Here is a 21,453-nt window from a genome sequence, read left to right as displayed (position 1 = left end):
CTAAACGTTTCTTTGCAATCAAAATATAATAATTCTCTATTTATTTGTAACAAAAATGCCCTTTTGTATCGGGTACGCGATTTACGCGGGCGAAAAATTCGTTTTGTACATTATAGGCTCCGGTCATGCTAAAGCCTATGGCCTATTACATTTTTGTAATTTCAAGGAGAAAAAGACCACATGAAGAAAAATTTAAGAATTGTTAGCGCTGCTGCTGTTTCTACTGTTTCAGCTGACGCCACTACTGGTAGTAACTATACTGAAATTAACTTAGGTTCTACTACTACTGATGTTGCTGAGAACCCAGTAGATGTTACTCCAAGCCTTACTTTAACTGCTAAGAACGGTAAGGTTAACGGTAGCCTTAAGGGTACTATTTCAGCAAGCTTTGGTGGGTAACACCTACACTGCTAACTTAAAAGGCGCAAACAGTGATGTAATTATTAGCGGTGCTAAAGCTAACAAGGAAGTTATTATTGCTTCATCAAACAGTAACGTTACATTATCAAGGATGACGGTCTGATATTTAGAAGCGATTGGTTCGGCACTAAAATCGAAGATAGTGATAGTCGAACGAATTCTAACTATATACTCGTTTTTGACGGCGAACAGTCTTCTGAACCCCGCGTCATTCTTGTACATTTTTTTGATATTTTCCACACTTAAATCGCGGTATTTATGTATTTTACCGTTCATTCATATAACTCATTAAAATGTATTCTCGGTAAAATTACCGAGTATTTCAGAATATCAGATAGTGGTGGGGATGTCTATAGTTTTTTAAATAAAAATGGCTCTATAATTTTTCCTGTTGATGACTTATCTGTATGATAAGCTGTTAACAGGTTTTTTATTGCATCAAAAAAGGAGGACATAGTCCTCTTCAATAAAAAATCTATTCCACTAAACATTTTATAAATAAAGGTGATTTCTATGTCCTCTCTTAATCATTGTATTAAATTCGAGCTTGATGTTAAAGACGAAAATATTGTTTTTAAAGATTATTTTTACAAGTCAATCAAACTGCAAAAGCATAAAATTTATGAAGCCGAGCTAATTCAACCTGCTTGTCCTTTCTGTGGTTCTTTGGATCTCTTGCACAATGGCCACTTGATTACCAATATTCACTATCCGACAGCTAATGCCAGTTTGCCTGTCATTATCAGATTGGCTAAGCAGCGAGTTAAATGTCGTGATTGTGAGCGCTGGTCCATGGCTCAATCTGAACTAGTAAACAAATACTGTTCTATTTCTAACGCTTCTAAGCTCAAAGTATTATCAGCTTTAACTGAAGATCGATCTATGACCAGCATTGCCAGAGAAAACAATGTTTCGATCAATACCGTTCAAAGAGTACTAGGCAGCTGTTCACACCGATTTATTGATACTTACGAATATCTGCCAGCACACTTGGCTTTTGATGAATTCAAGGGAGTCGACCGCCAGCTGCACTTTATCTGCTTGGATGGTGACAATCATCAGGTCGTTCAGATTCTTAGAACTCGCTACAAGAAGACTTTGCTTAAGTATTTTGGACGTTTCTCACCTCAAGCTAGAGCTAACGTTAAAACGGTCACGATGGATCTTAATTTTTACTATCAAGATATCGTCAGAGCCTGTTTTCCTAATGCTCAGATTGTCATCGATCGTTTTCATATGATCCAAATGCTTACCCGATCATTCAATTCGTTGAGAGTCCAAGTCATGAAGACCTTTGATAAAAGATCCAGACAGTATCAGTTGCTCAAATCTCCTTGGAAATTATATTTAAAGAAGTTTGATGAGCTCGAAAAGGTTCATCCTCGCTACAATTGGCATTATAAAGACTGCTTAACTCAAGCCCAAGTAGTCACAGAAGGCATCAATGCCAGCACCGCTTTAGAGAATTCATATAACCTAATGCAGGACTTTATTCAAGCCATTGAAACGGGTAATACTCAAAAGCTTAAGTCATTAATCAACTGCAAAGATCAAATTGGAACTCTAATGCATAAAACGCTTTTAACCTTTAAACACAATCTAACAGCAGTGCTCAATGGAGCAGAATTGCCTTATTCTAATGGTTGTCTTGAAGGCTTCAACCGCAAAATTAAACAAATTGAACGAACTGCCTTTGGCTATTCCAATTTTACCAATCTCTTAACCAGAATTCGTTTGGAAGAAAATCTGTACAAAGAAAAAGAACCAAACAGCCTTTTAATGGTTGCTTGATTCTCTTCATTTACTCTCTATCAACAGGATTTCTTATAGAATGTCAAGCATTACTACAGAGAAAAAAAGAGTATACTAAACATAGCCCCAAAAGACTAATCTTTTGGCAGTTTTTTCACTTATTATGTGCTAAACATCTATTAATTAATCGCCTTAGAATAATTATAAAGTTGATGTGTGTGGACCAAATTTATAATAGTGCGATTCAAATGATTGGCGCATGCTATTAAAGCTACCTTGTCATGCTTATTGAAAGGCGGCTTTTTTAATTTGTAATAGTAATCAATTAAATGATTTTGAATTTTGCCTTGATTTCTTAACATACTTCGAATCATGTCTGTTTCAACAGCTCTGCCTTGACTACTACCTCTACGATTAATTGTATCGCCTTTAATGTATTTACCAGACTGATATCTATTTAAATCCAAACCTAGGAAAGCATTGAGTTGTTTATAATTATCAAAGCGAGCAATATCACCAGTAAAGCCTAATAATAGAGCGCTATTTAATTGACCGGCTCCGGGAATACTGGAAATAACTTTGAAATCATCCAAGCCAACAGCCGTCTTGATTAACTTGTTTTGAATATAGGCTATTTCTTTATTGTAGCTTTCTATCTCATCGCAATATTCTGAAATAATTTCAATTTCTAAAGAATTTGCTGGAACAGCAGGATAAGAATCTTTAGCTGCTAACCAAACCTGAGCACAATAACTTTGAATTACATCTTTATGTATTCGCCTGCTAACAGATTGGTAAACTCTAGTGGTCATTTCTTTAAGAGTTAATCCTACCAAAAAGTCAGGATGACAATACATTCTAAATACTTGAAGGGCTAAAACTGCATAAGCATTTTTAAAAATCTGATTTAGTTCTGGGAAAGTAAGCTCTAAGCTAGAACGAAGGAAATTAAGTATTCTGGTTCTACATTTAATTAACTGCTTATATCTCAAAGATAAAATCCGTAAAGATTCATACAACGAATTAGATTGTTTATTACAGTGATTCTTTATTTCCGCTAATTGAGTTTTACCCAATAAAGCTAATTTAAATGAATCATTCTTGTCAGTTTTATTTCTTCTCAAAGAAGCCATTCTTAATTTTGCTTCTAGGGGATTTAGCTCATAAAATTTGACCTTTTTATTTTTTAAATAAGTAGTAAGCTGAGCCGAATAAACACCTGTAGTTTCAAATATTATTATTGTACCGGGTTTAATATAAGAATTTAATATTTGGAAACCGCTCTTATTATGCTTAAATTTAAAAGCTATTTCTTCCGCTTCTTTTGTTATCAAAGTGGCATGACTTTCACCTTGACTAACATCAATACCAATAATATTCACCTAATCACCCCGTTTTAAATCAATTGAGGCAAATATTTATTTTCAGCTCCATTTCTTGATTATACGATCTCTGAGATCCACACCCTTAATCTAGTTTGATTGAAAATAAACATTTATGGGCCCGTTTGACAGTCGAATTTAATATTCCATTCTGTTGTCGACCTCAACCTCAATCTAAGTATAAGAAAAAAGGTAGATAAAAACATCGTCATGTTTCTATCTACCTTTATACTTTAGGGTGTTTGACAAAGAGCCATAAAAATTAGATACAAAAAAGCCGAAGCATTCGCTTCGACCTTTTTTATTAATTAGCGTTTGCTAACTACTTATTAGAAGTTTGCAACCTTTACGTATTTGGCTTGACCAACTCTGTAGTAAAGCTTGCCGTTAGCTAACTTAACTGGTGAACCGTAAGTAGTTACTGATGAACCCTTCTTCAAGGTTACCTTGTTAGCACGCTTCTTTGAAGTCTTGTAAACGTATGCGTTGTGCTTCAAAGTACGTGAAGTACCAGTAACGTTACCTGCAGCAAGGTACTTGTCTTCGTTAGCAACCTTGTAGTAGCTCTTGCCGTTGATAGTGTAAGTCTTCAAGCCGTTTGAAGCTGAAGAGTCAGATACCAAGTTTACTGAGCTGTAAGTTGGAACCACGTCAGTACCTACACGCTTGCCGTTCTTGTCGTAGTAGTAAGCTGCGTGCATAACAGTCTTAGATACGCTAGGTTCAACAGTTGACTTACCATTTGGAACAGTTACAACTACAGGTAATGAAGCAGTCTTACCGTTAAAGTCTGACTTAGCATTTAAAGTTACAGTGAATGTGTCTGGTGCTTCAAAGTTACCAGCAGCGTCTACCTTGATACCAGCCTTTTCAAGTTCAGCCTTAACATCGTCAACAGTAGTAGTTACAGTAACAGGGACGAAACTACCGTTTTCGAATTGCATTGCTTCATACTTACCCTTTAATTTATCCAAAAGAGTATTTACATTAAGGTCACCATTTTCATCAGCAAGCTTCATGTATGAACCTTGAGATGCAACTAAGCCTGACTTTTTATCGTAAAAGCTTACAGCGCTAGTGTCTTCTGAGTTATATGCCTTAACGTCTAAGGTAAATGTCAAATCAGTTACATTACCGTATTGGTCCAAAGTTACTGTATGGTCCTGCGAATTGTAGTTAGCACCACTAACTGTAACATTGTTAGGCACCTTAAGAGTTAAGGTCTTGCCTGCATTAGCTTTACCAAAGCTGAAGCCTACACCCCTAAGAGTCATAGTGTATACGCCACCTACGTGTACATCACTAAGGTTATTAACAACCTGGTTCGTTGATGTATCGTAACTGTAAAGAGTAGTCTTGGCCGCGTTTTGAGCCGTCAAGGTAACACCTTTAGCAACGTCAGCTACATCAGCAGTTACTGAAGTACCGTTAAGAGAAGCTTCAAGAGTACCTTGAAGCTTTGTAGAATTACTCTTAGGACCCCTAGTCAAGGTAAATGATGGAGTTACATTAAGAGTATCCTTAGATTCACTAACAGAACCTGTATTACTTAAGTCAACAGTTGGCTCGTTAGTAGTAGTTGCACTAGCAGTAGTAGCAGCAGTTGCAGCATTAACTGGCATAGCAACAGCAGCAACTGGAGCAACAGCTAATAAAGCAGCAGCAGCGCTAACAATTCTTAAATTTTTCTTCATGTGGTCTTTCCTCCTTGAAATTACAAAATTGTAATAGGCCATAGGCTTTAGCATGACCGAAGCCTGTAATGTACAAAATTCTTCGAGCAAGATTCATAAGTTTATAACTCTTATGAGGTAGTAGTCTTGCTGAAGGATCAGCATGCGTACAGGCGACACGCCTGAAGCACAAGTCCTATTACTTACCACAATTCATATTTTACTAACCCCTGCCCTAAAAGGCAAGCAGAATACCTATTGTTTTTATTTTGTAATAACTAAAAAATTCCGATCTTTTCGCCAATTTTAATTCAATTAACTAAAAAATGTTGATATAACAAGAAAGACATGGTCGCCCCTGTCTTTATATTATCTTTATAGTTTCTTTATAAAATCACAAATTTTACAAACGTTTGACAGAAAATAGGTAATCTGTAACATGACTTTTCCCTACCACCGACGTTTTTTCAATCGGTCGATCAATTCGTCAAGCTCGAAATATATCTCTAAACTAGTTTTGCCCACCTGCAGTAGCTGCAGAATCATCGAAGATGTCTGTAACAGTACGGTCAACGTATGCAGCAGCATGAGCACGAGCATAAATTTGTACTTCTTCCTTCTCAAACAAGTTGCTAGTCGCAATCTTCTCCATTGCGACTCTTACTTCTTCTTCATTAAGGTTAGCCTTGGCATCAGTCAAAGCAAGAGTGTATTTCTTAGCATCAGCACCTACAAAAGTTAATCTCCAAGTCTTAGTTGTATTAGTCATTATTTGTTCTCCTCTTATTCAAAAACTGTGTGATAGGCATGATGTAACGTTTGTGATATGGTTGTCCGTAATCAACCCGCGCGCCAGATATCTTACACTATTACTAATAATCTGAAACGCGATTTTGTAACACCCTTTTTCAAATTTTTTAGCAAACAAGATATAATAGAAGAAAACATAATATGGAAAGGAACTTACATATATATGAAGAAATCATTTCTCTGGGGAATCATTGCCATCATCATTGTGATCAGTGGCGGCGGTTTTATCATTTATGAAGAAAACAAGCAGAACGCCGCGCCTAGTTCGCAAACAGCCAGTTCCAAGACTTCATCCAAAAAGTCTTCCTCGCAAACTAGCTCAGACTCATCCGAAGATAGCAGCGATGACAGTTCTTCCCAATCCCAATCTTCCTCATCTGACACTGGTACTGCCGGTCAGCAAGGCGAAGGCAAAGCAGGAGATCATACCGTTAGCGGCAAGACCGTCAGCGAAGATACGATCATCAGTGTTAAGAACAAGCTCAAAGTCCTCGGCTTCAACCCTAATGCTTGGAGTCCACAAGATATCATCGACTTGTACCGCTTCTGCGTTAACCATGGTCACAGCGATCCTGACCAGATTACCCGCTCAGATGTCCAAGATTATTTAAATAATGGGCAGTAATTCCACGCAAATACGCGTGAATAGTTGCCTTTATCGCAAAAACTCTGTAAAATTAGTATTGATTTTCCGATTTTTATAAAAAGGAGTGCCCTAAATTGACTGAAGAAGAAAAGAACACCAATCAAAAGGCCGAAGAAGAAAAGGATGAAGACGAAAATCCTGATTTTAAGGTAGTTATGCCAAAAGCTAACCGCGTAACCATGGAACCTGAAGAATTCAAGGAACAACCAGATTACTTAAAGGTTTTCGCTAACTTCTACATTGCTCAATTCGGCTTAGATGATTTGGAAATTATCAACTTATACGACAAGAACCACAACATGGTCGACATTAACAAATACTTGCTTAACAATATCCACTTCCCACGCAAGACTTTGATCAAGCACGTACTTCAATACCACGATTACAACTTCAAGGCTTTACTTGACGAAATCAGCAAGGACGAAGATATTGATCCAGAACAAATGAAGACTTACGAAGATTGGAACACTTGGTACGAAAAGCGTCGTGCTAAGATTCCTGGTTCTTTATCTTAATTCAAGAGCAAAAAGGCGATCCCAGACGGGGTAGTCTTTTTTTACGAGAATTTCACTAAAACTTATTCTTTTTGTGGTTGCTATTTTATTTTCTTTCTTTATATTAATTAAAATTTAAATTTAATTAATATATTAAGTATAGATGTATAGAGATTAACTAATGAGTAAATCTGATAAAAAACGCAAAATGTCCCTCGCTGGACTGCTAATTGCGATTGGGATCGTTTATGGCGATATCGGTACCAGTCCGCTTTATGTAATGAAATCAATCGTCGTTGAAAATGGTGGGATCGCCAACGTCAACCGCGAATTTATCGTCGGTTCAATATCCCTCGTTCTCTGGACCATAACGCTTTTGACTACGGTAAAATACGTGATGATCGCGCTGAAAGCCACTAACCACGGCGAAGGTGGCATCTTCTCGCTCTATGCCCTCGTCAGAAAGCGTGCCAAATGGCTGGTTATCCCTGCCCTGGTTGGTGGTGCAGCACTGCTGGCTGATGGTACTTTGACCCCAGCCGTAACGGTTACTACCGCCATCGAAGGGCTCAAAAACATGAAGTTCGGCTCCGCCATCCCGGTCTCCAGCCAAAACATGGTCATCGGCATTACCATCGCCATTTTGCTGGTCCTTTTTTCAATCCAGTTCATGGGAACCAGAATAATCGGCAAGTCCTTTGGTCCAATTATGCTGATCTGGTTCACCTTCCTGGGCGTCGTTGGCCTCGTCAACATGAGCAGCGACTGGTCGATCCTGGAAGCAATCAACCCGGTTTGCGCAATCAAAATTCTGTTCAGCCCCGCCAATAAGGTCGGCATCCTGATCCTGGGTTCAGTCTTCCTGGCAACCACTGGTGCTGAGGCCCTCTATTCAGATGTCGGTCACGTCGGCAAAGCCAACATTATCGGTTCCTGGCCTTACGTTTTCATCTGCCTGGCTTTGAATTACTTAGGCCAAGGCGTCTGGATCTTGCAAAACCCTAATTTCCACACTTCTGGTAACTTTAACCCCTTTTTTGAAGTGGTACCGGAAAATCTGCGGATTTTTGCAATTATTATCGCTACCATCGCTGCCATCATCGCTTCTCAAGCCTTGATCACCGGCTCCTTCACCTTGGTTGCCGAAGCCAGCGGGCTGAAGTTTTTACCAAGAATGAACATTATTTATCCTTCCGATAAAAAAGGACAAATTTACATTCCTTCCATTAATAAGATGATTTGCGTCGTAACGAGTGCCATCGTCTTTCTTTTCAGAACTTCGCACCACATGGAAGCAGCCTATGGCTTGGCCATCACGGTTACGATGCTGATGACGACCATCCTGCTCTTTGAATATTTGGGCAAAAAGCAAAAGCCGCTCGCACTGCGGATCTTGTTTCTGATCGCCTTCGCCTTTATTGAAGGCATGTTCTTGATCTCCAGCATGACTAAATTCATGCACGGTGGCTACGTAACGGTTTTAATCGCTGGCTTCATCCTGGGCATCATGTACATTTGGTTCTACGGCAACAAGATTCGTGACAAGCGTGAATCAAGAAATGCCTACGTGCGTTTGGACGAATACACTGACATGCTTACCAAATTAAGTCACGACGAAGACTACCCAATTTACGCTACTAACTTGGTTTACATGGCTAAAGTTAAGTACAACAAGTTCATCAAACGTGAGATTCTTTATTCAATTTTAGATAAACGACCAAAGCGGGCCAAGGCTTACTGGTTCGTAACAGTTAACGTTACTAACGAGCCATTTACCGCTGAATACGCTGTTAATACTTACGGCACGAAGAACGTGATCAACGTGCAGCTCTTCTTGGGATTCAAGAAGCAGACCAGCGTTAACGTTTATATTAGACAAATTGTCCACGATTTAATTGCGGACTGTACGATTGAACCACAACCACAAGATTACACCACCACTCCAGGCCGTAATGTAGGTGACTTCTCCTTCGTCATCGTTAACGATGTGATCTCACCACGAACGCAATTGACTGGTTTTGAAAAGTGGACGGTTGAAGCTCGTGTTGGCTTGCAGAACTTATCTTCAAACCCAGCTTCATGGTTCGGTTTGGAATATGCGGATACGGTTGTTGAACGTGTACCGTTGATTTTGGGTCGACCAAATCCTTCATATATCAAGCGTGTTGCACCGAAAAATTATTCTAATTTGAAATGACCTTCCACCCATCAATAGATGGGTGGTCTCTTTACACAAGAGATTCTGCGAACAGCTATGACTTGCTTTCTCCGTTTCTAAAAACGTGGGCAACTTGGTTGCACGACAACAGTTTTTCAATGCCTGCACGAAAGTAGCGGTCTGCCTATTTTAGCAAGGTACGGTCCATACCTGTATTTTATTTTTATGCTAGGGCACGTTTGAGAATGTTTCTTGAAGCGTTAACGTCTCTGTCATGCTGTGCGTGACAAAACGGACACTCCCACTGGCGCACTGCCAGCCAGTCCCTTGTTTTAATATGATTGAACGCTGGATTCTTTTTACCGCATTCACAGCAGATACGGCTGCTATACTGCGGTGCTACGACAATCAGCTTTTTACCGTACCACTCACACTTGTATTCAAGCATCTGTCTGAACATTCTCCAGCCTGCATTGGCTATGTTGTGAGCAAGCTTGTGATTGCGCATGAGGTTCTTGGTTTTCAAATCCTCAATGGCAATGACATCGTAATGCTTAACCAGCCAAGTAGTAACTTTTTGCAGGTAATCATAGCGTTTATTGGCTATTTTTAGCTGATACTTGCTCTTAGTCTTGCGGAGCTTCTGCCAATTCTGAAAATCATACTTTTCAATCTTGGTTTCTTTATGCTCATGGTTGAAACGTGCTACTCGTTTTTCAATCGCACTGCGGTTGCGGTCAAAGTGGCTCTGTACCTTGTTCTTTTGTCTCTCAAGAGCAAAAGTATCGGGCACGCTCCAACGGTGCTTATCGCTGGTGACCAGCCATTCCTTGCCTAAGCCCACATCAATGCCGACCGCCTTGCCGGTTTTCTTTATCTTTTCCGCATACTTAGGCAGGTCTTTTTTCTCCTTAACCACGGTAAAGCTTAAATAGAAACGGTCTAAGTCTTGGCGATACTTAATCATCATCCGCTTAATCGTACAGCCCTTTAAGCATTTCAAAGAGCTGGTATGCAGCGAAAGCTTCTTGCCAACCTGCAAAGTGTGCGGATCAACTACATGAATCTGATCGCCTTCGTGCAACGTATTATCCTTCTTAAGCTTATAGCGGTAATGCACGTTTTTAATCGTAGCGCTTTGCATGTAATAGTGACGTGATTTGAATTTAGGCGGTTTCCTGCCTTTAGGCTTCTGCTTAAAGAAGGCTTCCTGCGCATTGCAGTAGTATTCTGCCGTAGCCTGCAAAGAAGTCGAGTCGATTTCTTTGAGCCATTCCTGTTCCTGCTTTAGACGGGGCAAGAGGCGCTTTAATGAAGAAACGGAAGGAAAAGAAAGCTGGGGATTATTTTTATAGCGCTTATCCGTCATGTCTTTAATCTGATTCCAGAACCAGCGGTTAGCACCAAAAAGATTGATAAAATAGACCTTCTGCTCATCCGTAGGATAAACACGGACACTGTTAATGCCAAATTTGACTTCATTTTCCTTCTGCTGGCTTTGCTGGCGCATTGCTTTCACTTCCTTTGCCTTAGCTACTTATACGGACGCTCCCATTGCGTTTCTACGTAGTGCTTGATTGTTTCTTCCGAACAGTTGCCTACGGTGCGTGCAAAATAGGATGGCGACCATAGGTGATGATGATAGAACTGCTCTCTTAGCTCCGGCTTTTGCTTGAACAGCCAGCGAGCGGTCGTTCCTTTCAGCTTTTTGATTAAAACTGTAACCGACATCCACGGTGGCATGGCCACTTCCAAATGAACGTGATTTGGCATGACCGTTAAGGCTTCCGCCTTGCAGGAGTTTTCTTCAAGTATTTCTCTGATCTTCCGATCCAGCATTCGTCTGGTTTCGTGATCTAAGGCTTTATTGCGGTATTTGGTTACCCAAACCAAGTGATAGATCAAGATAGAAACGCTGGAAGAAGTATGATATTCTTTAACCATTGATTATCGTCCCAACTGTTGATATATTTGTCTGTATCGACATAATTATTATACCATTAAATTGAAGAAATAAAAAAGAAGGAGCAAGACCGAATGCATCCCCTCATCAATAGATGGGGAGGTATTGTTCGTTCTTTCTCCTCGCTTTTTGTTCATTTTGCATAAAAGAAAAGAGACATCCTCACGGGCAATGTCATTAAGTTAAGACATTGACGAAAATCAGACTTTATGAACCGAATCATTTTGATTCGGTTCTTTTTCTACGTAAAATAAAAAGTGAGCAGAGTCTAATTTACTCTTCTGCTCACTTTCGTCATATTATCCGGTCTTTCATAGAAAGCTGTGACTCTTATGAAATCCCTTCACTCAAATATTTTAAAACTGATGGATAATATTATCAATAAAATCGCCACTAATATTCATGCTTTCTCTGTTTCAGATCAGGCCTTTACCCGTTGTCGTAAGCTCAATGTCGTTGATTTGATTAGGCTGATTCTAAACATGGGAGCCGGCAGTTTGAACTCGGAAATTTTTCATGCTTTTCCTAACATAAATTCTAGAATGACCGCTTCGGCTTTCGAACAACAAAAGGCTAAATTAAAACCCGAATGTTTTAAAGAAATCATGGCTGAGCTTAGTCAGGCAAGCAATGCACCACAATTATTGGATGACAAATACTTAGTGGTTGCGATTGATGGCTCTGATTTTAATCAGCCATTTAATCCTAAATCAGAAAATGTTGTTCAAACAAAAGATGGCCGAACATATTGTCAGATCCATGTAAATGCTCTTTATGATGTTTTGAATAAATTATATTTGGATACGGTCATTCAACCCAGACAAAAAATGGATGAGCGTGAAGCGGCACTAACAATGTTAAAGAATCTAGATAAACAAGAAAAAGATTTTTTAGTTTTAATGGATCGTGGCTATAGTAGTTTTAATTTGATTGAAACCTGTAATCGGCTAAAGCATTGTCACTATGTTATTCGAACAAAAGCTGGGAATGGCGCTATTAAAGAAATTACCACATTGTCAGGCCATGAATATGATAGCGAGCTTTCCTGTAAAGTAACTGCATCGCATCGCTACTATATAACTCACAAAGATACGGAAAAGTTTCTTCACCTGGTCTCTCATAAAAAACATCATTACAAGGCTGTACGCTCAAAAAATACCAAAGATTCACGCTGGGACCATGAAGATATATGCAATGTTAAATTTCGAATTTGTAAGTTTAGAATTAATCCACCAGGTTCAGACGATGAGTGGGAAGTTCTGATCACCAATTTAGACCGGGACAAATACCCGCTAGCTAGAATGAAAGAGATCCATCATCTTCGCTGGGGAATAGAAACTTCTTTTAGGGAGCTTAAATATGATCTAAGCGGAGTGCAGTTTCATTCTAAAAAAGATCAGTTTGTTTACATGGAAATATACGCTCACTTTGCAATGTATGATGCAGTGAGCTTATCAGTAGCCGCCAGCTCAAAGCCATATGTTAAAAGCAAATATCAATATCAAATAGATTTTAAAATGGCCTGCTGTATTTGGCGACGATACTTTCGAATAAGCGATAATTCAGATATAAGCTTTGCACAATTAGTGCTTGATATGGCATCTTATATAACTCCAATTCGACCGGGAAGAAAAGATAAACGTAATTTAAAACCAAAATTAGTTATCAGTTTTCCTTATCGTTTGGCAGCTTAGATTAATTAAAAAGTGGCTATCCTAGGATGGCTTATTTGTGCTATCAAAAAAAGACATTTACCGAGAAAAGTAATTCGATAAATGTCTCAAAAAATATTGTCAGATTTGTCAATGTCTTAACTTAATGACATTGTCCTCACGGGGTGTCCCTTTTTTTGTAAAAAACAGTCATTAATTTTCTAAAGTTAATTTTACTTTTTATAAAAAAACACTCCATCTCGGAGTGTCTCTTTTTTCTACCAAATATGTACCCGCTTCTCAGGAGCAAGCCACATACCGTCGCCTTCCTTAACATCAAAGGCCTTGTAGAATTCGTCTTGACATTGTGATTGAACATTGGCACGTTCAGGACCAGGTGCGTGTACATCAACTGAAACTTGCGTCTTAATTGAAGCCTCTAATTGCTTGTTCGCCCAGATGCGAGCGAAGTTTTCAAACAATTCTTTCATGTCATCGCCCTCATCCTTAGCAGCTTCAACAGCAGCAGTCAAACCACCTTGGTCAGCAATGTTTTCACTAACAATTTGCTTACCATTCAGCTTAACTGGACCATATTGAATACCGTTGAACAAGTCGATTTCAGCTTGCGTCCGCTTCTTAAATTCAGCGTAGTCAGCATCTGTCCACCAGTTAACCATGTTGCCCAACTCATCGAATTGCGCACCATTGTTGTCAAAAGCGTGAGAAACTTCGTGAGCGATAACAGTTCCGATACCACCGAAGTTTTGCGCTCTAGTTTGCTTCAAATCATAGAATGGAGCCTGCAAAATAGCTGCTGGGAAAGTCAAATCGTTTCTTTGAGGATCGTAACAGGCGTTAACCAAGTTGCCTGGCATAAGCCATACGGTACGGTCAACCGGCTTTTGCAATTTTTCAATCATGTACTTTTCACGTTCAATTGCAACTGCCCGTTCGTTAGAATACAAGCTGCCGCCCTGACTAGCTGGCGTTACTTGCAATCTGTTGTAGATTTCTTCAATCTTGTCTGGGTAGCCGACCTTCAAGATCAAAGCACGAAGCTTCACAATTACCTTCTTCTTGGTTGCATCAGAAAGCCAGTTGTTTTCATTGATCCGCTTTTCGTAAACATCAAGCATCCGGTGAATCATGTCCAAAACGTCCTTCTTGGCTTCTTCGCCGAAGTACTTTTGACCATAGTAAACACCGACAACTTCACTGAAGGCACCATTTGCCAGGTGATATGCCTGCTTTTCACCGTTAGACAATTCTGGTTGACCAGATAAAGCTTGACTGAATGGGAAAGCAGCTTCACGGAATTCTTGTGACAAGTAACTAGCGTTGCCATTGATGAAGCCAACCAGCATCCATGCCTTAATTTCTTCAAAGTTGTCCTTGTTGATGAGTTCGTTGACGTGATCAAGGAAGCGTGGTTCAGTGTTGATGATTCTGTCAGGAACCTTGCCGAGGATGTTCTTCAAGAAGTAGTCAATCTTGAAGTCAGTGAACTTAGCTTCAAAGTCAGCCATCTTCATTGGGTTGTACATTGCAGGATAGTCGGCCCACTCTTCGCTGGACTTAACGATCTTCGCAATCTTGCCATCGTACTTGATAGCCAAGTCGGCCTTCTCTTCAGCATCAGCTTCGTCAAAGCCGGCCATCGTCAATAATTTGACGCTTTGCTTCTTAAGAACGTCCAGGAGCTTTGATGCAGATTCTGTCTTATAAGTAGTCGTATCTGGCAAAAAGGTGCTAGGACCGGCAAAATGAAGCACATTCACCTTGGTATTCTTCATATCTGCATCAACGTAGTATGAAAATGGCAAGTCAGCAATCTTTTCAAGATCTGCGGCCTTTAAAACAAAGTCGTCGAAGTCGCGCAAATTATTAATTGTTGCCAAATCTTCCTTAATTGGTTCGGCACCTTCACGATTACGCTTATCAAAATCACGTGCTAATTTGTAGAATTCAACTGCTTTTTCAAAATTAGGAACAGCTGGCAAATCCTTCTTGCCGTCTGCAAAATCCGCAAAGTCCTTCATCAAGTTCTTTTCAATTGCTAAGTCGATGCAATCAAAAGAAGTAATTCTGGAACGGTCAGATGGGATTTTTGTTTTTTCAAGCCATTCTGAGTTAACAGCCAAATACAAGTTATCTTGTGGGCGGGTGCCTACCTTAGGTTGTAAGATATTGCCACTACCGCCACGCACAGCCATGGTTTTATTCATTAAGGAAATTCCTCCTTTTTTTCCAAAATAAAAAATTAAATCAACTTAATTATATCATTTTATTCTAATTTAGGGTTAAAAGAGCTACTTATATATTGTCAACTTGTCATGCAGCTTCAAATATAGTGGGATCATCATGACGATCATCAAGGCGATGACGATTGCGGCCACCCAGAAGAATGGCAAATAGCCGGCCTTATCAATAATCAAACCACCGAATAATGGACCAAAAGCACGGCCAATTCCTGAAGCTACCATCGTTGCCCCCTGATACTTGCCTTTACTAGTCAGTGGCGACAGGTCATTGACGAAGGCTGGGATTGCTGGAAAGGCCGTTGATTCACCAAGAGTCAGAATGAACATCGACAAGGCGAAGTGAAGGAAATCTTTGGCAAAGACCAAGGTGACAAAGGAAATTGAGAACATGATAATACCGAAGATGATCTGGTGGAAAATGTTTTTAAACAAACGAGGAAAACGAGCCAAAATTCCCTGCATAATGACGATTACGCTGGCATTAAGAGTCCAGAGCAAACTATACATGTGGAATGGTATTCCCAATGAAACCATGTAAACAGAAAGGTTGGATTCCCAATTCATGTACATCAGCCAAGTAACGCCTAAAGTAGTAAAGAAAGCCATTGCCATAATGAAATTGCGTTTTGGCATTGGTTCGGCCTTCTGCTGCTTGCCGCTGTGACCTTTAGCCACCCGTTCTTTATGAAAAGCAATAATTGGCCGGTAATTGAAGAGCGCGTTGAAGAAGGCAACTGCGAACAAAAGCGCAGCAATGACGAACAAGAGCGTTATGGAATAATCGTAAAGATAACCGACGATCAAGGTTCCTGTTACCACACCCAGGTTTTGTGAAAAGTACAAAACGCTGAAGACGTAGCGGCCTGAATAACGCTTCAGACTAGTGGCGATGGAGTTGATCAGCGTACTGTTCCAGCCACTGAGCAGTCCAGTCGTAGTCAGCAAGATCCAGTATTCCGGCCAGCCGTGGAAGGCAGCCATCGCAAAAAGAACAAGGACATCCAGCCCAAAGCCCCAAAGAATCAGGGGATACGGATTGTAGCGGTCATAGGCACGACCGGCGAAAATTGAACCGATAATATTGCCCACGCAGTTGCAAAATAAAACCACACCAATCATTGAAAGACTGATGTGCAGCTGTTTATTCAAGTAAACTGAGGTCAGCGGCCAGATGAAGCTGGCGCCGATCCACATGGCGAGCTCACCGACGATTAACCAAACTAGTTTGATCTCATCTTTTGGGACGATTCCGTGTTCTTTTTTCATAAAAAATACTCCCTTCTCCTCCACTAACTTCTAGCATATCAAGAATTAGCCATGAAAAGCAATATCTGCAAACCGTTAAGTATAACGAAATAAACAAAAAAGAACAGCATCTTGAAGTTAACCCCCAGGTTGGATTTTCGTCCAACTCTGGGGGTTAACTTCATTCTCCATACTTTTTTTCTTATAAATAAAATTATTTTTCTTTTTGTTGGCCTAACTTCTTAGCTTCTTCAAAGTATTGACCCTTGTTTACTTCGTAGTACTTCTTGTATCTTGCGTAGTAGTTATGGAACATATACTTCATAAGAAGCCAACGCTTGAAGTTGCGGTCCTTGTCATAAAAGACAGTTGTGCCATAACGGCCTTCGCGGATCAATTCTTCAGCAGTACGCTTGGCATCATTATCGTATGTGTATTCCTCAAAGATCTTGACTGGTACGCCTAACCATAGCTTATGCTCTGACTTAAGCTTATTGCCGTAAACAGTCTTCTTATCTTTCAAGCTATCTTCAACATAGTCATCAATGTACCACTTAGCCAAGTTGTAGCCGTTCAAAGTAACGTAGAAGCTTGAACGACCTTGACGCAAGTTGATTTCAAAGAACTTGTATTGGCCATCACGTACATCATACTTAATATCAAAGTTGGCCATCCCTGTGTAGTTTAATTTTTCAAGGAAGCTTTGAACCTGTTCATACAATTTTTCATCATATGCAGGCAAAATGGTCATATAGTTACCAATTGATTGTGGCGTTGGGTCTTCCAAAAGCGGGTGACCTAAGCACATCATCTTCACTTGGTGGTTCTTGTCAACATAAGCGTTCAAAGTCCGCATGTTAGAGTCATCCCCAGGAATAAAGTCCTGCAAAATAAGGTCGGCCTTGTAGCCGTGAGTGTAAATCTTGCCCACGATATCAGCAAGTTCAGCTTCATCATGAATGGTAAAAGTCTTCTTACGGCCTTCAAATTGGCAGTTAAGCCAAGATACAGGATCTTCAGGCTTTAATTCAACTGGGTAATCAAATGGAATGGTTAAGTAGTTCTCAGCCTTGTAATCATCCATGGTAATGATTTGCGTCTTAGGATATGGCAAACCGTACTTTTCAGCAGTCTTGTAGAAGCCTTCCTTTGAGATCAAAACTTCAAGCAAGTCATAATCAATGTATGGAACAACGAAGACTTTGCTCAGTTCTTCCTTGTGTTTGGCTAAAAGTTCTGCGTAGCCGTCACCACAAGCAATCAAGATAACTGGTTCTTCATGATCCTTGTAAATTTCCATCTTCTTGCGCATTACATCCATGAAAGTTGGATCAGCTGAAAAACCATGGTGAAGTTCAACATCAACAATCTTTGAATAACGGGTTGCTGCAAGCTGAATATCGGCTAAAGCCTTAACCTTGATACCATATGCTTCATTAAATGAACGTGCCATTCCATAAACATTGATATCACTACCAAGCAATATTGGCGTAAATTTCTTACTCATTCTGTACTAAAACTCCCTCTTAAACTAACTTACCTTGTTCAATCAAACTAGCAACTTCCGGTTGAACGTGTTGATACTTTTCAACTGTTCCCTTGTAATCAACAAAGAACAACTTGTACCAAACAAGGAAAGTATAAATAGTCCAAATTTGACGACGGTGTGAACCATCACCCTTGTAGTTGTCATCAAGCAGCTTAAGGATCTTCTTTTGATCAAAAATATCGTTGACGAAATCTGCTTCAAATAATTCACGAACCTGCTTGTAAAAACGTGGCTCTTTCAACCATTGCTTGATTGGCGTTGGGAAACCAAGCTTTGGCCGTTTAGCCCATTCATCAGGCAAAACTTTTTCTGAAGCCTTACGCAAAGCATATTTAGTATCATGACGATTAACCAGGTACTTAGTTGGGATAGAGTTAGCAAGCTCCGCAATCTTCTTATCAAGATAAGGAACACGCAGTTCAAGCGAGTGTGCCATTGAAATCTTGTCGGCTTTTTGCTCAATATCGTTAAGCATGAAGTGGTGCAAATCGATGTATTGCATTTGCTTTACACGGTCAACATTTTCAACCTTCTTGAAGTCTTTTTGGTAAATGCCGTTAACTGTCAAATTGTTGCGGTAAGCTGGCTGCAAGACGCTGTTAGCATCCTTAGAAGTGAAAATTGTTGGGTAGTTGATATCGTAGATAACAGATTGACCAACATAAAATTCGCTTGGCTTAGCCAAATTCGTGTACATATGAACTCGACCTGGAAAGTTTGGCATCTTCTTGATCTTTTTAGCAAGCTTCCATTGCTTCTTTTTTGGCAATTTTTGCAATTCGCTGGTAAAGACTTTGATTACATCATTATGCGTGTGCATCCCATAGTTTACGTAGCCGGCAAACAATTCATCGGCACCTTCACCAGAAAGGGCAACCGTGACGTGCTTACGCGCTAACTTACATAAGTACCAGAGCGGAATGATTGATGGATTGGCATCAGGTTCATCCATGTGGTACTGCATTTCTGGGAAATCACGCATGGCTTCATCAGCATCAACCTTAGTGCTGAAGAAGTGCCAACCGTTAATATCGGATAATGCCTTAGCCTTAGAAGCTTCATCATAGGTTGAATCATCAAATGAAACTGAGAAGACATCATCTGGATCAAGCAAAGTAGTCAAGTAGCTTGAGTCGACACCTTCTGACAAGAATGCACCAACTGGCACGTCAGCGTTGCGGTACAAATCAACAGTTTCTTTCAAATCATCATTGATCTTCTTGAGCGTTTCTTCAAAGCTCAAATTATTCTCTTTGTATTCAGCATCCCAGTACTTGTGGGTTTGCATTTCGCCATCTTTGTATTCAAACCAGTGACCAGCTGGAAAACGGTAAACACCCTTGAAGAAAGTTTCATCAAGGTCATTGTATTGGTTCATCAAATATGGCTTAACTGCTTCAACGTTCAATTCCTTCTTGAAGTTAGGAAATTCAAGGAAACTCTTAAGTTCTGAACCCACCAGTAAATGGCCATCACGGGTTGAATAATACATTGGCTTGATACCGAAAAAGTCACGGGCACCATAAAGAGTCTTGTTGTTGTCATCCCAAATAAGGAAGGCAAACATCCCGCGTACTCGCTTAAGCAAGCCATCCATGCCCCATTCTTCATAACCGTGGAGAAGGACTTCAGTATCAGCTTTGGTTGTAAAAGTATGTCCCTTATCAATTAATTCTTTTCTAAGAGGCTTAAAGTTATAAATTTCACCATTAAAAATAATTGCTCTGGTCTTGTCTTCGTTGTAAATTGGCTGACTTCCTCCACGCAAGTCAATAATTGAAAGACGTCTAAAACCAAGTGCAACTTCATCGTTTGTGTAGTAACCGTCGGAACTAGGTCCACGGTGCTTGATCGTTGCCATCATTTTTCCAATGACAGCTTGTTTGTCATTTATTTTTGGATCATAAAATGCGACAATTCCGCACATAATTAAACCTCCCTTTATCTTTGCTCTATAGTATAAACTTTCCTAATATATGAACTTTTTTATTATAAGCTAAAGACTTGTAATAGCCAAATTGGTGGTCAAATCTTTACTAAATAAAAAACATTCTGCGAGTTGAGGCTGCTCCGTAGCCAAAAACTTGAATCCGGTGCTTCTTCAAATCTACATTGACAACATAACCCGCAAATTCATTGTCAAAGTCGATCTTACGATCCCAATTCTTATTGTATTTGGTAGTCAAAGAATGGTTCTTGCCCATTAAAGCTGAGCAGTTAAACAAGATGTATTGAATCCCATTGATGCGGTATTGATCCTCACGGTGACGGTGACCGCAGAAGTAGGCCACGATGCGCGCATCTTTGATCTTAGTAAAGTCAAAGTCGTTTGACAAGCGGAATTCCGGCGGCACGTCTGAACTACTGTGCATGCGGCCGCGTTCGCGCTGGTTAAATGCAACCAATAATTCGTGCAGCGAACGACCATTATATTTGAGTGCGTTTGATCCTTTGCGGTTAATTGGATTGGCATGACTCATAAAAATAATTTGCTTGCCAGATGAGTGGGACAAGATTTCAATAATTTCCTCGATCTGGTCTTCGCGAATTGCCAAAGTGATCTTCTCATCATATTTCTTTTGTTCCTTATTGTTTAAAACGTATGGAACGTCCGACGTATTTACAGAAATCACGCGCACATTATCAAGGTCAAAGAAGGAAACGCCATGCTGCTTGGAAACATACTGAATCCGTGCCTGCTTGTACATGGTCGGCCACATGATGCTTTCAAACTCATTTTCAGGGAATGAAGCCCGCAAATCATGATGCTCGTCAAACTTATCGTTTTCATCATGATTGCCTTTGATCATCATATAAGGCACGTCATCAGATTTAAATGAGTCACGCAGCTTGATCAGTTCGCTTTCGCTAACCAGACCAGCGTCAGAACCGTCGATCCAATCGCCTAAGTGCGCCTTTAAATTAAGAATGCCCGTTTGATCAAGATATGAGAATTCGCGGACATGAGTCAATCCGTTCCAGCCGTAAAAATCAATACTATCTTTATCTTTGAAGTGCGTGTCAGTGATCACTCCGATATTAACTGAGTTCTCGCCCTTGCGAACATGGCCCTCGACATTTTTGACGAAATCATCCAAATAATCTTCAACTAAATAGCGGCGACCGGTCTTCTTGCTCTTAAAAGCACGGTAGCGTCCTAATTCATCATTAAACTTTCGAACATATTCTGGCGCTAATTTTTGCGTGCTTTCGGGGCTCAATGCCTGATGCAATGTGCCTTTTTCATCTTTATAAACGGTTAAAACATAGTCATGGCCACCTGGCGTGCCATCAGCTTCACCAACATGGTATTCGCCAATCGTTGTAAATTTTTGCATCGGGTCGATTAATTCGCCCTTTTTCATAATTGAAGACCGCTTACGAGCTCCCATTACCTTATCGATCAATTCCCGACTGTATCTAAATAAACCCATAAAATCGCCTC

The 21,453-nt window shown here is 40.0% G+C and carries 17 protein-coding genes; 6 read left to right on the top strand and 11 right to left on the bottom strand.

Going from position 1 to position 21,453, the window contains the following annotated elements; genetic code table 11:
- Window positions 1-180 precede the first annotated feature (180 nt).
- Window positions 181-399 (top strand): hypothetical protein, encoded by a 219-nt coding sequence (locus D0Z64_RS00840; RefSeq protein ID WP_127345527.1) that lies wholly within the window; start codon window positions 181-183, stop codon window positions 397-399.
- Window positions 400-402: 3 nt separating this feature from the next.
- Here the strand turns inward: D0Z64_RS00840 and D0Z64_RS00835 are convergent, their stop codons facing one another.
- Entirely contained in the window at window positions 403-696 is a 294-nt protein-coding gene (locus D0Z64_RS00835) for a hypothetical protein (RefSeq protein WP_127345526.1), read from the bottom strand.
- A 237-nt stretch (window positions 697-933) separates the two neighbouring features.
- Here D0Z64_RS00835 and D0Z64_RS00830 point away from each other — a divergent pair, with 237 nt between their 5' ends.
- Window positions 934-2,211: an ISL3 family transposase gene (locus tag D0Z64_RS00830; RefSeq protein ID WP_127345525.1), complete on the top strand. Its 1,278-nt coding sequence runs from the start codon at window positions 934-936 to the stop codon at window positions 2,209-2,211.
- A gap of 140 nt (window positions 2,212-2,351) precedes the next feature.
- Here D0Z64_RS00830 and D0Z64_RS00825 read toward each other — a convergent pair whose 3' ends face one another.
- The 3 genes from D0Z64_RS00825 to D0Z64_RS00815 all read right to left on the bottom strand — a co-directional run bounded on the left by D0Z64_RS00825 (window position 2,352) and on the right by D0Z64_RS00815 (window position 5,996).
- Entirely contained in the window at window positions 2,352-3,554 is a 1,203-nt protein-coding gene (locus tag D0Z64_RS00825) for an IS110 family transposase (protein ID WP_080881115.1), read from the bottom strand.
- Between the two features lie 329 nt (window positions 3,555-3,883).
- Complete coding sequence (locus tag D0Z64_RS00820) at window positions 3,884-5,248, bottom strand: SLAP domain-containing protein (protein ID WP_127345524.1); 1,365 nt, start codon at window positions 5,246-5,248, stop codon at window positions 3,884-3,886.
- Between the two features lie 490 nt (window positions 5,249-5,738).
- Window positions 5,739-5,996, bottom strand: coding sequence for a DUF2922 domain-containing protein (locus tag D0Z64_RS00815; protein WP_127345523.1), 258 nt, complete (start codon window positions 5,994-5,996; stop codon window positions 5,739-5,741).
- Between the two features lie 204 nt (window positions 5,997-6,200).
- On the opposite strand from D0Z64_RS00815, the gene D0Z64_RS00810 reads away from it, so the two are divergent.
- The 3 genes from D0Z64_RS00810 (at window position 6,201) to D0Z64_RS00800 (ending at window position 9,374) form a co-directional block, all read left to right on the top strand.
- Complete coding sequence (locus D0Z64_RS00810; protein WP_127345522.1) at window positions 6,201-6,662, top strand: hypothetical protein; 462 nt, start codon at window positions 6,201-6,203, stop codon at window positions 6,660-6,662.
- 95 nt (window positions 6,663-6,757) lie between these two features.
- Window positions 6,758-7,198, top strand: a complete 441-nt coding sequence (locus tag D0Z64_RS00805; RefSeq protein ID WP_127345521.1) for a hypothetical protein — start codon at window positions 6,758-6,760, stop codon at window positions 7,196-7,198.
- Window positions 7,199-7,358: 160 nt separating this feature from the next.
- Entirely contained in the window at window positions 7,359-9,374 is a 2,016-nt protein-coding gene (locus tag D0Z64_RS00800) for a KUP/HAK/KT family potassium transporter (protein ID WP_127345520.1), read from the top strand.
- Window positions 9,375-9,558: 184 nt separating this feature from the next.
- On the opposite strand, the gene D0Z64_RS00795 is transcribed toward D0Z64_RS00800, so the two are convergent.
- Window positions 9,559-10,845 (bottom strand): RNA-guided endonuclease InsQ/TnpB family protein, encoded by a 1,287-nt coding sequence (locus D0Z64_RS00795; protein ID WP_127345519.1) that lies wholly within the window; start codon window positions 10,843-10,845, stop codon window positions 9,559-9,561.
- Between the two features lie 23 nt (window positions 10,846-10,868).
- The gene (gene tnpA / locus D0Z64_RS00790; protein ID WP_006352589.1) at window positions 10,869-11,279 is read right to left on the bottom strand and encodes an IS200/IS605 family transposase; all 411 of its coding nucleotides are present in this window, start codon (window positions 11,277-11,279) and stop codon (window positions 10,869-10,871) included.
- A 351-nt stretch (window positions 11,280-11,630) separates the two neighbouring features.
- Between tnpA and D0Z64_RS00785 the strand changes: the two genes are divergently transcribed.
- Entirely contained in the window at window positions 11,631-12,992 is a 1,362-nt protein-coding gene (locus tag D0Z64_RS00785) for an IS4 family transposase (protein ID WP_127345518.1), read from the top strand.
- Window positions 12,993-13,228: 236 nt separating this feature from the next.
- Here D0Z64_RS00785 and D0Z64_RS00780 read toward each other — a convergent pair whose 3' ends face one another.
- From D0Z64_RS00780 to D0Z64_RS00760, 5 genes are all read right to left on the bottom strand, one after another.
- Window positions 13,229-15,178 (bottom strand): M13 family metallopeptidase, encoded by a 1,950-nt coding sequence (locus D0Z64_RS00780; protein WP_127345517.1) that lies wholly within the window; start codon window positions 15,176-15,178, stop codon window positions 13,229-13,231.
- An 84-nt stretch (window positions 15,179-15,262) separates the two neighbouring features.
- On the bottom strand, window positions 15,263-16,480 hold the full coding sequence (locus D0Z64_RS00775) for an MDR family MFS transporter (RefSeq protein WP_127345516.1): 1,218 nt from the start codon (window positions 16,478-16,480) through the stop codon (window positions 15,263-15,265).
- A 193-nt stretch (window positions 16,481-16,673) separates the two neighbouring features.
- On the bottom strand, window positions 16,674-17,966 hold the full coding sequence (locus tag D0Z64_RS00770) for a carboxylate--amine ligase (protein ID WP_127345515.1): 1,293 nt from the start codon (window positions 17,964-17,966) through the stop codon (window positions 16,674-16,676).
- Window positions 17,967-17,985: 19 nt separating this feature from the next.
- On the bottom strand, window positions 17,986-19,935 hold the full coding sequence (gene asnB, locus D0Z64_RS00765; protein WP_127345514.1) for an asparagine synthase (glutamine-hydrolyzing): 1,950 nt from the start codon (window positions 19,933-19,935) through the stop codon (window positions 17,986-17,988).
- Between the two features lie 109 nt (window positions 19,936-20,044).
- On the bottom strand, window positions 20,045-21,442 hold the full coding sequence (locus D0Z64_RS00760; RefSeq protein ID WP_127345513.1) for a metallophosphoesterase family protein: 1,398 nt from the start codon (window positions 21,440-21,442) through the stop codon (window positions 20,045-20,047).
- Window positions 21,443-21,453 lie beyond the last annotated feature (11 nt).

It is taken from the genome of Lactobacillus amylolyticus (assembly GCF_003999355.1).
GTDB lineage: Bacteria > Bacillota > Bacilli > Lactobacillales > Lactobacillaceae > Lactobacillus > Lactobacillus amylolyticus.
Note: the sequence above shows the minus strand (reverse complement) of the source record. Positions and strands in the feature narration are given on the sequence as shown.

Bases quoted from the DNA above. Each gene is read 5' to 3' on its own strand.
- D0Z64_RS00840 (WP_127345527.1), top strand. From the start codon at position 181: ATGAAGAAAAATTTAAGAATTGTTAGCGCTGCTGCTGTTTCTACTGTT.
- D0Z64_RS00835 (WP_127345526.1), bottom strand. From the start codon at position 696: ATGAACGGTAAAATACATAAATACCGCGATTTAAGTGTGGAAAATATC.
- D0Z64_RS00830 (WP_127345525.1), top strand. From the start codon at position 934: ATGTCCTCTCTTAATCATTGTATTAAATTCGAGCTTGATGTTAAAGAC.
- D0Z64_RS00820 (WP_127345524.1), bottom strand. From the start codon at position 5,248: ATGAAGAAAAATTTAAGAATTGTTAGCGCTGCTGCTGCTTTATTAGCT.
- D0Z64_RS00815 (WP_127345523.1), bottom strand. From the start codon at position 5,996: ATGACTAATACAACTAAGACTTGGAGATTAACTTTTGTAGGTGCTGAT.
- D0Z64_RS00810 (WP_127345522.1), top strand. From the start codon at position 6,201: ATGAAGAAATCATTTCTCTGGGGAATCATTGCCATCATCATTGTGATC.
- D0Z64_RS00800 (WP_127345520.1), top strand. From the start codon at position 7,359: ATGAGTAAATCTGATAAAAAACGCAAAATGTCCCTCGCTGGACTGCTA.
- D0Z64_RS00795 (WP_127345519.1), bottom strand. From the start codon at position 10,845: ATGCGCCAGCAAAGCCAGCAGAAGGAAAATGAAGTCAAATTTGGCATT.
- tnpA (WP_006352589.1), bottom strand. From the start codon at position 11,279: ATGGTTAAAGAATATCATACTTCTTCCAGCGTTTCTATCTTGATCTAT.
- D0Z64_RS00785 (WP_127345518.1), top strand. From the start codon at position 11,631: ATGAAATCCCTTCACTCAAATATTTTAAAACTGATGGATAATATTATC.
- D0Z64_RS00780 (WP_127345517.1), bottom strand. From the start codon at position 15,178: ATGAATAAAACCATGGCTGTGCGTGGCGGTAGTGGCAATATCTTACAA.
- D0Z64_RS00775 (WP_127345516.1), bottom strand. From the start codon at position 16,480: ATGAAAAAAGAACACGGAATCGTCCCAAAAGATGAGATCAAACTAGTT.
- D0Z64_RS00770 (WP_127345515.1), bottom strand. From the start codon at position 17,966: ATGAGTAAGAAATTTACGCCAATATTGCTTGGTAGTGATATCAATGTT.
- asnB (WP_127345514.1), bottom strand. From the start codon at position 19,935: ATGTGCGGAATTGTCGCATTTTATGATCCAAAAATAAATGACAAACAA.
- D0Z64_RS00760 (WP_127345513.1), bottom strand. From the start codon at position 21,442: ATGGGTTTATTTAGATACAGTCGGGAATTGATCGATAAGGTAATGGGA.